Raw genomic sequence first — 12,449 nt, forward strand, 5'->3', positions numbered from 1 at the left:
TGTGCGACCAGCCCATGTGCGACCAGCCCGGGAGACGTACCGACCATGACTGCCTTCAGCCTCGACCTCAGCGACGACCAGATCGCCGTCCGCGACTGGCTGCACGGCTTCGCGGCCGACGTCATCCGCCCCGCCGCCGCGGAGTGGGACGAACGCGAGGAGACCCCCTGGCCGGTGATCCAGGAGGCCGCCAAGGTCGGCATCTACTCGCTGGACTTCTTCGCCACGCAGTCCTTCGACCCCACCGGCCTCGGCATCCCGATCGCCATGGAGGAGCTGTTCTGGGGCGACGCCGGGATAGGCCTGTCCCTGGTCGGCAGCGGCCTGGCCGCGATCGGCGTGGTCGCCAACGGCACGCCGGAGCAGGTCGGACTGTGGGCCCCGCAGATGTTCGGCACCCCGGACGACGTCAAGGTGGCCGCCTTCTGCTCCTCCGAGCCCGACGCGGGCTCCGACGTCGCCGCGATGCGCACCCGCGCGGTCTACGACGAGGCCAAGGACGAGTGGGTCCTCAACGGCACCAAGACCTGGGCCACCAACGGCGGCATCGCCCACGTCCATGTGGTCGTCGCCTCGGTCGACCCGACCCTCGGTTCGCGCGGCCAGGCCTCGTTCGTCATCCCGCCGAACACCACCGGCCTGAGCCAGGGCCAGAAGTTCAAGAAGCACGGCATCCGCGCCTCGCACACCGCCGAGGTCGTGCTCGACAACGTCCGGATCCCGGGCAGCTGCCTGCTCGGCGGCAAGGACAAGCTGGACGAGCGGCTGGCCCGCTCCCGCGAGCGGGCAGCGGCCGCGGCCCGCGGCGAGCGCACCGAGAAGGCCAAGGCCGGGCACGTTCAGAACGCCGCCATGGCCACTTTCGAGGCCTCCCGCCCTGCCGTCGGCGCCCAGGCCGTCGGCGTGGCCCGCGCCGCCTACGAGGTGGCCCTCGAGTACGCGAAGACCCGCGAGCAGTTCGGCCGCCCCATCATCGACAACCAGGGCATCGCCTTCACCCTCGCCGACATGCGCACCCGGATCGACGCCTCCCGGCTGCTGGTCTGGCGCGCCTCCTGGATGGCCAGCAACCAGAAGCCCTTCACCTCCGCCGAGGGTTCCATGTCCAAGCTCTACGCGGGCGAGACTGCCAAGTGGGTCACCGCCCAGGCCATCCAGATCCTCGGCGGCAACGGCTTCACCCGCGAGTACCCGGTCGAGCGGATGCACCGCGACAGCGCCATCTTCACCATCTTCGAGGGCACCAGCGAGATCCAGCGCCTGGTCATCGCCCGCACCCTGTCCGGCCTGCCGATCCGGTAGCGGGGGGCGGGAAATCCAGAGGAGTCGGGCGCGGGTGCCTGCTACCGTCGACGGCATGGACGTCAGCACCCGCACCCGCAGTTTCGCCGCAGCCGCACGAGCTATCCGCTCGTCGGTTGCCGCCGCCTGACTCCACCCCCCAGCCCCCGGCGACCGGAAACGGTCTGCCGGCGCGCCATGTGACTGCGGTTCCTTTTCCGGTCCCCGTGACCCGTGAGGAACCGCCGTCATGGACACCGAACAGACCGTCAGCACCTTCGTCGACTTCTACCGCGAACGCGGGCACCGACTGATCACCGGCAGCACCCTGCTGCCGCCGCCCGGGGATCCGGTGCTGTTCACCACCTCCGGGATGCACCCGCTCACCCCCTACCTCACCGGGCGTCCGCACCCGCTCGGGCAGCGGCTGGTCAACGTCCAGCGCTGCCTGCGCACCACCGACCTGGACGAGGTCGGCGACCGGACCCACCTCACCGTGTTCGAGATGCTGGGATCGTGGTCGCTCGGCGACGACTACAGCGGCCCGCAGAGCCTGCGCTGGGGCTATGAGCTGCTCCGGGACGGCTTCGGCATCCCGCACGACCGGCTGCATGTCACCGTCTTCGGCGGCGACGGGCAGGTCGGCCCGGACCAGGAGTCGGAGCGGGTCTGGGAAGAACTCGGGGTGCCGGTGGAGCGGACCACCGAGGACAACTGGTGGTCCAACGGCCCGACCGGCCCCTGCGGCCCCGACTCCGAGATCTTCGTCTGGACCGGCGGGACCGGCGGGACCGGGGAGACCGGCGTCGAGCCGCAGGGCACCCCGGGCAGCGACCCGCGCTGGGTCGAGGTCTGGAACCACGTGATGATGCGCCACCACCGCCACCAGGACGGCAGCCTGGAACCGCTGGGCCGGTCCCATGTCGACACCGGCATGGGCCTGGAACGGCTGGTGACGGTCCTTCAGGGGCAGCGCTCGGTGTTCGACACCGACCTGTTCGAGCCGTGGACCCGGAGCGTCCCCACGCTGTGGGACGGGCTGGACGAGCCCTCGCTGCGCCTGGTCTGCGACCATCTCCGCTCCGGCGTGGTCGTCCTCGGCGACGGCGTGCGGCCGTCCAGCACCGGCCGCGGCTACGTCCCGCGCCGGCTGCTCCGGCGGGTGCTGACCACGCTCTGGCGCGGGGACCCGTCCCGTACGCTCTCGGACCTGCCGGTGGAGCTGCTGCAACACACCTTTGACCGGTTCAGGCTGCCGTCGGAGCAGCTCGGCCCGGTCCGGGAACTGCTGCTGGACGAGGAACGCCGCTTCTCGCGGCAGCTGGACCGGGGCCGGCTGGTGCTCTCCCGGCTCGGTCCGGACTCCGGCCGGACGCTGGGCGAGCAGGACTACAGCTTCCTGCACGACACTCACGGACTGCCCCGCGAGCTGGTCGACGAACTGCTGCGGCAGTGATCGTCGTGTGTTGACTCTCACCCTGGGGCAGGCCTGAGGGTGGCGGTATGACGACAGTTCAGGAATGGGCGCAGCAGTCCCGCTACAGCGACCCCGGTGCGTGCGCCGCCATGCTGGACGCATGGCCGCGCGGCGCCGACGCGACCGCCGCGGTGCTGCGGGAACTGCTGGTGCACTACCGGGCCGGCAGGGTTGAACTGTCCGCCGAGCGGGTGGCGCAGATCGACCTGCGCTGGGCGGACCGGATCCTCGCCGCGATCCGGGCCAGCCCGGCGGGGGAGCGGGTGGCGGGGTGCTGCCGGGACTTCACCCTGCTCACCGTCGCGGCGCTGCGCAGCCGCGGTGTTCCGGCCCGGAGCAGGGTGGGCTTCGTCGGCTACTTCCACCCCGGCTTCCACACCGACCACGCGGTCGTCGAGTACTGGGACGGCAGCCGCTGGGTGCTGATGGACCCGATCCTCGACCCGGCCACGGACTGGGGCTTCGACCCCGACGACCTGCCGCGCGGGGAGGGCGCCGGATTCTGGTCGGCGGCGCGGGCCTGGACGGCCGTGCGCCGGGGCGAGGCCGACCCCGAGCAGTTCGGGGTCGACCCGGAGCTGCCGATCCGCGGCGCCTGGCTGATCCACCGCTACGTCCTGCTGGAGCTGGCCCACCGGCGCCGGGAGGAGCTGCTGCTCTGGGACGGGTGGGGAACGATGCCGACCGGCTCGGGCGGCGGCAGTGAGGAGGAGCTCGCCCTGGTGGACGGCATCGCCGCGCTGCTGCTCGCCGCCGACGACGGGGACGCAGACGCCGAGCGTGAGCTCGCCACCCGCTACCGCGAGGACCGCGAGCCCCGACTGGGCCCGGACGGGACGGTGTTCTGCTTCTCCCCGACCGGGGCCCCGCACTGGGTCGACCTGGACGCCCGGCGGGTACTGGATCCGGTGTCCGGACACGCCGGTACCGGACTGGTACCGTAGAGTCATGCCAGCGCTCAACATCGAATTCACCGCCGAGGAGCTCGCCGCCGTCCGCGAGGAGGCCGCCGCTGCCGGCAAGTCCGTGAAGTCCTACGTCCATGACCTCTCGGTGCGCGAGCAGCAGCGCCGGGCCTTCGTCGCCGGCGCGGGGGAGTGGTACGAGCGGCTGCTGCCCGAGTTCCAGGACCTCGACCCCGAGGACCTGCCCCCCGAGCTGCGCAAGCCGGTGGGCGAGCAGGCCGCCGCCTGATGCTGCTGCACATCGACCTGCCCTGGCTGCTCGACGTCCAGGACCGTCACCTCCCCGACCACATCACCGTCAGCGACTTCTCCGCTCTGGGCGCTGCGGTCGAACGCCACCGTTTCGCACCGGTCACCATCGGCCACGAGCCCGACGCCGCCTGGCGTGCGGCTGCGCTGATGCACACGATCATCCGGCTCGGACCGCTCCCGCGGGCGAACCGCCTGTTCGCCTGCATGGTCGTCGGCCAGTACATGCACCAGTCCGGTGAGGGCGTCAACCCGCCCTACGGCGCGATCGTCGAACTCGCGAAGGAGATCGACGGCAAACTCGCCGACGTCTTCCAGGTCGCCGAGCGCATCCGGTCCTGGAAGATCTGACCATGGCGGAAACCCGGTACGACCAGCAGCTCGCCGCGGACTACCGGCTGGCCCGGGAGATCCCGCTCAGCGGGCTCACCGCTTGGCGGGCGGCGATCGCCGCGGCGGTGCCGCTGGGGCCTGGCACGACGGTGCTGGACGTCGGGGCCGGCACCGGGGCGTTCGCGGCGGCACTGCACGAGTGGTTCGGGACGGGCGTGGTCGCGGTGGAGCCGGCCGAGGCGATGCGGGCGCTGATACCCCGGACCGCCGGGATCGAGGTGCTGCCCGGACGCGCCGAGGCGCTGCCGGTGCCGGACGGGTCGGCGGACGCGGCGTGGCTGGGCTCGGTGATCCACTACCTGCCCGATCTGCCGTCCGTCGCACGGGAGTTGCGCCGGGTGCTGCGGCCCGCCCGGCCCGTGCTGATCCGCAATGCGTTCCCCGGGCGCTGCGAGCGCGATCTGCGGGTGCGGTTCTTCCCCGAGACCGAGCGCGCCGTCAGCGACTACCCCACCGTGGAACAGGTCTGCGCCGCGTTCGCCGGGGCCGGGTTCCGGCGCGTCTCGCTGGAGTCGCTGCCGCAGCGGAACGCCCCGACCCTGGCTGAGTTCGCCGACCGGATCCGCCGCGACACCGACTCCAAACTGTGCGGGCTCAGCGACGCCGAGTTCGACCGGGGGATGGCCCGGTTGCGGAAGGCCGCGGCTGACGACCCGTCCGAACCCGCCACCAGTTGGATGGACCTGCTCGTCCTTTCCGGCGGCGGCGGCGGCGATGACGGTGACGGCGGGCCGGGGTAGGTGTTTGCCTACCTGAGGCGTAGGTTCCGGTCCATGGCGCCTGTGCGGCCCCACGCAGCAGCATGATCTCCAGGCCGCGGCATCGCGGCCCGGAGGACGAGATGGGGCGGGGATATGTGGCCGTTTCCGGTGCACGCAGGGGCCTGGCTGCCGGGGGTGATCATGGCGTTGACCGCGGTCTGCGCCGTGTCGGCCCTCAGGACGGAGCGGGCGCAGGACCGCCCGGCACGCGCGGCCGGGCAGCTCGGCCGGTCGGCCGTGGCGGGGTTGGTGGGCCTGGCAGTCCTGGTGGGGCTGGCGGTGTACGGCAGTGTGTCGGTGCTGCTGGTCGACCTGCACAACCCGGGGGCAGGACCGCACAACCCCGGAACGAGCGGCTACTGGTCCACCATGAGCGTGCCGGACCTGTCCCTCGGGGGGCCGCTCCCGGCGGCGCTGCTGCTGGCCGGCCTGGTGGCCGCCGCGGTGCTCCCGCCGGTGCGCGCGCCCAGGCGGTGGGTGCTGCCGGCGGTCGCGGTGCTGACCGGTGAGCTGCTGGTCTGGATGAACTCGTTCCGGCCTGGGCCGACCCTGCCGGGCCTTGACCTGGTGTCGGGTGGCTTGGGCGTCCTGGTGCTCGCCGGCTGCGCCGGGCTCGCCCTGGTCGGGGCGGCGTCCGGGGGGCCTGCGTTCGGCAGGCCTGCGTCCGGCCGGGCCGGGCGGCCGGGTGGAGCCGAGGCGGCGAGGTCCGCGCGCTGGGCTCCGCTGCTGCCCGCCGTCGTGGTGATGGCCGGTGGCCTCTTCGGCCTCGATCCATGGACGCCCGCGCCGCCGACCGCCGGGGTCGGGTCGGCGGTGGCGGGCTACCTGCTCGGGCTGGCGCTGCTGCTGGGCGTCGTGGTCGCGCTGGTGCGCCGGCCGCGGGCGGCGGCCGACCTGGCCGTGCTGGGGCTGGTGGGGATCGGGGCCTACGACGTCCTGCAGGGCGTGTTCGGGCGGTCCCTGGTCGTGGTGGTGGTGCAGAAGTTCGGCTCCCCGAGCGAGCCGGCGCCGTCGCTGCCCGTCGAGTTGGGCCACCACATGGCGGTGGTCGGCGGGATCCAGGGGGCGCTGCTGCTGGCCCTGGGGCTGCGGCTGCTGCCGCTGACCGTGCTGCCGGACGCCAGGGGCCTGCTGGGACGCGGGCCGGATCCGGCGCTGGCCCGGCGGGTGCGGCAGTTGACCGAGACCCGGGCCGAGGCGGTCAGCTCCGCCGCCGCGGAGCTGCGCAGGATCGAGCGGGATCTGCACGACGGCGCGCAGGGGCGGCTGGTCGCCATCGGGATGAACCTCAGGGCCGCCGAGGAGCTGATCCTCAGCAGCCCGCAGGAGGCCGCCGCGCTGGTGCTGGAGGCCCGGGTGGCCTCGGCCTCGGCGCTGGAGGAACTGCGCGGCCTGGTCCGGGGGATCTACCCGCCGATGCTGGCCGACCGGGGGCTGGGGGAGGCGATCCGGGCGCTGGCGCTGGACCTGCCGCTGCCCTGCGCGACCGAGATCGAGCTGCCCGAGCGGCTGGACGCCCCGCTGGAGTCCGCCTGCTACTTCGCCGTCGCCGAGGTGGTGACCAACGCCGTCCGGCACGCCTCGGCCTACAGCCTCCGGATCCGGGCGGCCCGGACGGACCGGCTGCTGCGGATCGAGGTGGTCGACGACGGGGTGGGCGGCGCGGACCCCGCCGCGGGCAGCGGGCTGGCCGGGGTGGAGCGCCGACTGGCGGCCTTCGATGGCATCCTGGCGCTCAGCAGCCCGCCCGGAGGGCCGACGATCGTGGTCATGGAGGTGCCGTGCGGGTAGTCGTCGCGGAGGATCTCTTCCTGCTCCGGGAGGGGCTGGTCCGGCTCCTCAAAGCGCGCGGGTTCGAGATCGCGGCGGCCGTCGACAGCGCGCCGGCCCTGCTCGGCGCGCTGCTGGAGTTCCGTCCCGACCTGGCGATCGTGGACATCAGGCTGCCGCCCACCCAGACCGACGACGGGCTCCGGGCGGCGCTCACCGCCCGGGAGCGGATCCCCGGCCTGCCGATCCTGCTGCTCTCGCAGTACGTCGAGCAGATCTACGCCGAGGAACTGCTCGCCGACCGGGCCGGCGGGGTCGGCTACCTGCTCAAGGACCGGGTGTTCAGCGACGACCAGTTCGTCGACGTGATCCGCACCGTGGCCGCGGGCGGCACGGTGATGGACCCGGAGGTGGTCACCAAGCTGCTCGGCCGCCGCCACCGCAGCGAACCACTCGCCCGGCTCACGGAACGGGAGCGCCAAGTGCTGGAACTGATGGCCGAGGGACGCTCCAACAGCGCCATCGCGCACCGGCTGTTCGTCAGCGAGAAGGCCGTGTCCAAGCACAGCACCAGCATCTTCAGCAAGCTGGAGCTGGCTCCCTCCGACGACGACAACCGCCGGGTGCTGGCCGTCCTCGCCTACCTCCTGCGTGGTTGAGGCGTGGTTGAGGCGCGGTCGAGTCCGTCCGGTCAGACGATGGCGCCCTCGGGCTCCGCGGTGGGGGCGTCCGGGGTGGTCGGGGTGCGGGTCTCGGTCGGGGCCTCGGCGCCGGGGGCCGGCGCGGCGATGGCGCGCCACCAGGGGCGGAGCCCGTCCAGGGCGGTCGGCTCGAAGGGCTGGCCGGGGCGCGGGGTGGCGACCTGGATGCCGTCCGGGCGGGCGGCGGCCAGGGTGCGCTCGATCGGCTCGTCCCAGGCGTGCGGGGCCAGGTCGAAGGTGGCCCAGTGGATCGGCAGCAGCACCGCGCCGCCGCCCAGGTCGCCATGGGCGCGGACGCCCTCCTCGGGCGTCATGTGCACCTCGGGCCAGAACTCGCTGTAGGCGCCGATCTGCATCATCGTGGCGTCGAAGGGGCCGTGCTGCGCGCCGATCTCGGCGAAGCCGGGGAAGTAGCCGGTGTCGCCGCTGTGGAAGAGCCGGTGCTCGGACCCGGCGACCACCCAGGAGGCCCACAGCTGGTGGGTGCCGGTGCGCAGGCCGCGGGCGCAGTAGTGCCGGGCCGGGGTCGCGGTCAGGGTGAGCCCGGCGACCCGCGCGGACTCGTTCCAGTCCAGCTCGGTGATCCGGTCCGCGGGGACGCCCCAGTGCTCCAGGTGGGCGCCGACGCCCAGCGGCACGGCGAAGTCCGCGCCCGAGGTGATCAGCTCGCGGATGGCGTCCATGTCGAGGTGGTCGTAGTGGTCGTGCGAGACCACCACCAGGTCCACCGGGCCCAGCTCGGCCAGCGGCAGCGGGCTGGGGTGCAGCCGGCGCGGTCCGAAGGAGGGGAACGGCGAGCAGCGCTCGCCCCAGACCGGGTCGAACAGCACCCGGCGGCCCTGGATCTCGGCCAGTACGGTGGCGTGGCCCATCCAGGTCAGCCGCAGGCCGCCGGCCGGGGGCACGGCCAGCTCCGCGGCGGTGAGCCGGTGCACCGGCACGGCCGCGACCGGACGGGTCCGCTTCTTGGTGAGCCCGGCCTTGATCCCCCCGGCCAGCGCCCCGGGGAGCAGGCGGCGGGTGGGCACGGGATTGCGGAAGGCGCCGTCGACGAAGTGCGGGGAGCGCTCGATCCGGGCCAGCCGCTCACCGGTGGGCTCGGCGCCGAAGGTGGTCGGCCGCAGCCCGGAGGCTTTGAGGTCGGAGGGTCGCAGGTCGGTGATGCGGGAGTACCACGGGCGGGAGCCGGGCACGGCGCCTCCTCTGACGGGAATCCTCGGGTTCCTGGGCAGCGTACCCGCGGCCGGTGACGACGGCGCGTCAGTTTCCTCCGCGCCAGGTCACGCCCGGCCTGGTGGTCCGTCAGCTGTAGAAGCGGGTGATCGTCTCGGCGACGCAGTGCGGCTTGCCGCCGTCCCGGCCGCTGATGGTGAAGCGGACCACGGCCTGGACGCCGCCGGGTACCTCGCTCACCGACACCAGTTCGGCGGTCGCCCGGACGGCGGAGCCGACCGGCACCGGGGAGGGGAAGCGGACCTTGTCGGAGCCGTAGTTGACGGCCATCCGGATGTCGCCCTCGATGCCGTAGCACTCCTTGGCGAGCACCGGGATCAGCGACAGCGTCAGATAGCCGTGGGCGATGGTGGTGCCGAACGGGCCCTGCTTGGCGCGCTCCGGGTCCACGTGGATCCACTGGTGGTCGCCGGTGGCCTCGGCGAACAGGTTCACCTGCTCCTGGTCGATGGTGTGCCAGTCGCTGCTGCCCAGCTCGGTGCCGACGGCTGCGGTGAAGTCGGCGAGGGATGCGAAGGTCGCCATGCTGAGGGGGCTCCTGTCCAGGTGCGGTGCTGTGCTCAGGAGGCTACCCCCACCGGCCGGACCGGCCGACCTCCGGCTCAGTGCCCGGCTCAGTGCCCGGTCAGGACCGTGCCGGAGACCATCTGCGGGACCACCCGCAGCGTCCCGCCCTCGTCCAGGGCCTCGGCCCGGCCGTGCACCATGACCGAGCTGCCGCGCAGGGTCGCCGGATCCAGCTCCTCGGCCTGGAAGGCGACGATGCTTCCGTGCACCCGCTCGGCCAGCTGCGTCCCGGCCGGGGGCGACAGCACCACCGCGCCGGCGAAGTCCACCCGGAAGCGGACCGGCAGGACCACCGGCAGCGCGTGGCGGGTGTAGACGACCCGGCCGACGGTGGTGCGCCCCAGCAGTTGCAGGCAGTCGTCGGAACTCAGGGTGTCGGGGCCCAGGGCGTCGGGGGTGAGGTTGTTCGAATCCATGTGTTCGAGTCTGTCCGCTGATAGTTCTTGGAACTAGAGCACATAGTCCCGCCTCAAGTGGGGAAAGGGGCACGAGTCGAGGAGGGGGAGACGGGCATGGTGGTGGAGCTGGTGCTACTGGGGGCCGAGTGCCCGCAGGAGCGGGCCTTCACGGGATCGATCGGGGCGGCGGAGGGCGGGGAACTGTTCGCCCGGGTGGTGAGCGGCGCGCTGTTCGACGCCGGGGCCGGACGGTGCCGGGTGACCTCGGTCCCGCCGGACGCGGACGCGAACACCCTGCTCACCGTGGTCAAGGAGGCGGTGGAGCGGGACAGCCGGCTGCTGGTGGTGTACCTGGCCGGACAGTTCACCTGGGACGTCCGCCGGCGCCGTCCGGTGCTGGTCACCGCGGGCAGCGGACGGGACAACGCGCACGGCCGCGGCCTGGCCTGGGACTGGGTGGTCAGCGCGCTGGCCCACGGCGCCGGTGCGGCCCGGGGGGAGTCGCTGCTGGTGGTGGACGCGGTGGTGGGCGCGGAGGCCTGGGCCAGTGCCACCTTCGACGCGGTCGGGGTGCGGCTCTGGGGCCGGCTCCAGCCGTACGCCCCGTCCCGCTGGGGCCGCGGCGGATCGGGCGGCTCGGGGGGCGGGCCTGGCTCGGTGGTGGGGGTCGGCGCGGTCACGGCGACCGCCGGGGGATTCGCGGCCCTGCTGGCGCAGGCCCTGACCGAGGGACTGCCCGGGCTTCCGGCGGTGCTGGACCCGGCCGCGCTGCACAGCACCCTGGAGGCGCGGGACACCCCGGGCTCGCGTTGGCTCGGTCCGCCGGCCGCGTCCAGGCTGCTGCTGCGCAATCGGGCGGTGCTGCGCGGGGCGCTGGGAGGGGCGTCAGGGGGTGTTTCTGGTGAACGGTGACGGCGCAGAGGTTGTTGTGAACATTTAGTAACCAGAAAATCGGCCACATCCGGGACAGTGCGCCATCCGAGGAATAGTGTGCTTATTTACCGCCAGTTGGGGAGAACGCGGCGAGGAGGCATCAATGCGACGCATGAGTACAGCGCGGAGGTGCAGCAGCGCCGTTGTCGTGTCCGCGCTTAGTGGAATGGCTCTCCTGGTGCTTGCCGGATGCTCGCACGGGGGCGGAGTCGAGACCCTGGACGGCGCACCCGCCGCCACCGCACCCGCCGCACCCTCGGCCGGGATCTCCACCGGGGCCGCCGCGGCCGACCTGCCCGCCGGGACCACCAAGGTGCTGGTGCTGCGGGCCTACCAGAACTACTGGGCGGCCCAGGTCAAGGCGCTGGACAGCGGAAAGCTGGCCGGCAGCGGACTGCAGACCTATGCCACCGGGGCGGCGCTGAGCGCGGTCAACGCCAACTCCTTCCGGCTCACTCAGGCCGGGCTGCTGATGTCGGGTCAGCCCGCCCGCAACCCGACGGTCTCCGCCATCAGCGCGGCGGCGACGGGATCGGGCGTGCAGACCGCCACCATCCAGGACTGCCTGGATGTCACCGGGTGGCACCAGATCGACGCGAAGACGCACCAGCTCCGAGACCCCGCGCAGCGGTTGACCCGCTACCGCGCGGTCGTGACGGCACGAACGGTGGGAGGGATCTGGATGATCTCGGCGGTGCAGAACCGGACGGGCCAGTCGTGCTGAGCGCCGGCCGGAGGCTCCCGGTCCTGGTGGTGCTGGCGCTCTTGGTGGCGTTCGGCGCGGCCTTCGGGCTGCACGGCGCCTCGGCCAGGGCGGACGGCCCGGTGGGTCCGTGCGAGAACACCAGCGTCTGCGTGGGGGCGAGCACCCCGCCGTCCGGCGGGGGCGGCAGCAGCGGTGGCAGTGGTGGGGGAGGAGGAGGCGGCGGGGTGCAGGTGTGCGAGTACCAGGGCGTCACCTACCCCTGCACCACCGACTTCGGCAGCTTCGACCCGGACGACGGCTGCTACTACGAGGAGGTCCAGCCGCAGCCCGCGGCCGGCGACCCGGACTGGCACGGCCACGCGCCGGGCGACGGGGCGGTCTACCTGAAGACCTGCCCCTACACCCCCGGCGGCGGCTCGGCCAACGTCTGGATGGCGGCGGCCCCCACCGCCCCGCCGGTGGTCACCCCGGCCGAACTGGCCCAGCGGGCCCTCGCCATGATCCACCGTACGGCGGCCACGGTCGGCACCGCGCCGGCCGCGGGCGACCAGCGGACGGCGCTGGTGGGATCCCCGATCTGGCTCTGGATCAACAAGGACCCGGCCAACGCGGACAAGACCGACGGCGACTACGCCACCAAGGACGATCCGCTGACCGCGACCGCGGCCGTCCCCGGGCTGTCGGTGACCGCCAACGTCTATGTCACCAGCGTTGACTGGGACATGGGCGACGGTGGCGCCGCGCCCAGGTGCGGGGCCGGCACGCCCTACCAGGACGCGGACGCGGGCAAGGCGTCGCCGGACTGCGGCTACTCCTACCCCAAGCCGTCGATCGGGCAGCCGGGGGAGCAGTTCGCCATCACCGCCACCGTCGACTGGACGGTGAGCTGGGTGGCCACCAACGGGGTGGGCGACACCTTCGCGCTCGACCCCATCGCCACCACCGCCACCGCCCTCAGAGTCTCCGAACTGCAAGTCCTGAACTGACCTGAAACAGCGTCACATCGCTTGTCCGG

At 73.1% G+C, this 12,449-nt stretch carries 14 protein-coding genes; 11 read left to right on the forward strand and 3 right to left on the reverse strand.

The genetic code is table 11. The features are described from left to right. The first annotated feature begins 45 nt into the window (after positions 1-45). From ACXKR8_RS44580 to ACXKR8_RS44615, 8 genes are all read left to right on the forward strand, one after another. On the forward strand, positions 46-1,302 hold the full coding sequence (locus tag ACXKR8_RS44580) for an acyl-CoA dehydrogenase family protein (RefSeq protein ID WP_458270236.1): 1,257 nt from the start codon (positions 46-48) through the stop codon (positions 1,300-1,302). 229 nt (positions 1,303-1,531) lie between these two features. Beyond that, on the forward strand, positions 1,532-2,737 hold the full coding sequence (locus ACXKR8_RS44585; protein ID WP_458270237.1) for an alanine--tRNA ligase-related protein: 1,206 nt from the start codon (positions 1,532-1,534) through the stop codon (positions 2,735-2,737). 47 nt (positions 2,738-2,784) lie between these two features. Continuing rightward, positions 2,785-3,702 (forward strand): transglutaminase-like domain-containing protein, encoded by a 918-nt coding sequence (locus ACXKR8_RS44590; protein WP_458270238.1) that lies wholly within the window; start codon positions 2,785-2,787, stop codon positions 3,700-3,702. A 4-nt stretch (positions 3,703-3,706) separates the two neighbouring features. Then, positions 3,707-3,952 carry a hypothetical protein gene (locus ACXKR8_RS44595; RefSeq protein WP_458270239.1) on the forward strand — a complete coding sequence of 82 codons (246 nt, stop codon included), beginning with the start codon at positions 3,707-3,709 and terminating at the stop codon, positions 3,950-3,952. Beyond that, positions 3,952-4,323: a toxin Doc gene (locus ACXKR8_RS44600; RefSeq protein WP_458270240.1), complete on the forward strand. Its 372-nt coding sequence runs from the start codon at positions 3,952-3,954 to the stop codon at positions 4,321-4,323. The genes ACXKR8_RS44595 and ACXKR8_RS44600 overlap by 1 nt, the downstream gene beginning before the upstream one ends. Positions 4,324-4,325: 2 nt before the next feature. Further along, positions 4,326-5,105, forward strand: coding sequence for a class I SAM-dependent methyltransferase (locus ACXKR8_RS44605; RefSeq protein ID WP_458270241.1), 780 nt, complete (start codon positions 4,326-4,328; stop codon positions 5,103-5,105). Positions 5,106-5,219: 114 nt separating this feature from the next. Then, positions 5,220-6,917 (forward strand): sensor histidine kinase, encoded by a 1,698-nt coding sequence (locus ACXKR8_RS44610; protein ID WP_458270242.1) that lies wholly within the window; start codon positions 5,220-5,222, stop codon positions 6,915-6,917. Next, positions 6,908-7,555, forward strand: a complete 648-nt coding sequence (locus tag ACXKR8_RS44615) for a LuxR C-terminal-related transcriptional regulator (protein WP_458270243.1) — start codon at positions 6,908-6,910, stop codon at positions 7,553-7,555. The genes ACXKR8_RS44610 and ACXKR8_RS44615 overlap by 10 nt, the downstream gene beginning before the upstream one ends. 32 nt (positions 7,556-7,587) lie before the next feature. Here the strand turns inward: ACXKR8_RS44615 and ACXKR8_RS44620 are convergent, their stop codons facing one another. The 3 genes from ACXKR8_RS44620 to ACXKR8_RS44630 all read right to left on the reverse strand — a co-directional run bounded on the left by ACXKR8_RS44620 (position 7,588) and on the right by ACXKR8_RS44630 (position 9,813). Continuing rightward, a complete protein-coding gene (locus tag ACXKR8_RS44620; RefSeq protein ID WP_458270244.1) occupies positions 7,588-8,790 on the reverse strand; it encodes an MBL fold metallo-hydrolase in 1,203 nt (400 codons plus the stop codon). Between the two features lie 109 nt (positions 8,791-8,899). Next, on the reverse strand, positions 8,900-9,355 hold the full coding sequence (locus tag ACXKR8_RS44625) for a MaoC family dehydratase (protein WP_458270245.1): 456 nt from the start codon (positions 9,353-9,355) through the stop codon (positions 8,900-8,902). Positions 9,356-9,444: 89 nt separating this feature from the next. After that, positions 9,445-9,813 (reverse strand): pyridoxamine 5'-phosphate oxidase family protein, encoded by a 369-nt coding sequence (locus ACXKR8_RS44630; RefSeq protein WP_458270246.1) that lies wholly within the window; start codon positions 9,811-9,813, stop codon positions 9,445-9,447. A 96-nt stretch (positions 9,814-9,909) separates the two neighbouring features. Here ACXKR8_RS44630 and ACXKR8_RS44635 point away from each other — a divergent pair, with 96 nt between their 5' ends. From ACXKR8_RS44635 to ACXKR8_RS44645, 3 genes are all read left to right on the forward strand, one after another. Beyond that, positions 9,910-10,707: a hypothetical protein gene (locus tag ACXKR8_RS44635; protein ID WP_458270247.1), complete on the forward strand. Its 798-nt coding sequence runs from the start codon at positions 9,910-9,912 to the stop codon at positions 10,705-10,707. A gap of 187 nt (positions 10,708-10,894) precedes the next feature. Further along, positions 10,895-11,452 (forward strand): hypothetical protein, encoded by a 558-nt coding sequence (locus ACXKR8_RS44640; protein WP_458270248.1) that lies wholly within the window; start codon positions 10,895-10,897, stop codon positions 11,450-11,452. Continuing rightward, entirely contained in the window at positions 11,446-12,420 is a 975-nt protein-coding gene (locus tag ACXKR8_RS44645) for a hypothetical protein (protein WP_458270249.1), read from the forward strand. Before ACXKR8_RS44640 ends, ACXKR8_RS44645 begins: the two co-directional genes overlap by 7 nt. Positions 12,421-12,449 lie beyond the last annotated feature (29 nt).

It is taken from the genome of Streptacidiphilus sp. PAMC 29251 (assembly GCF_054208735.2).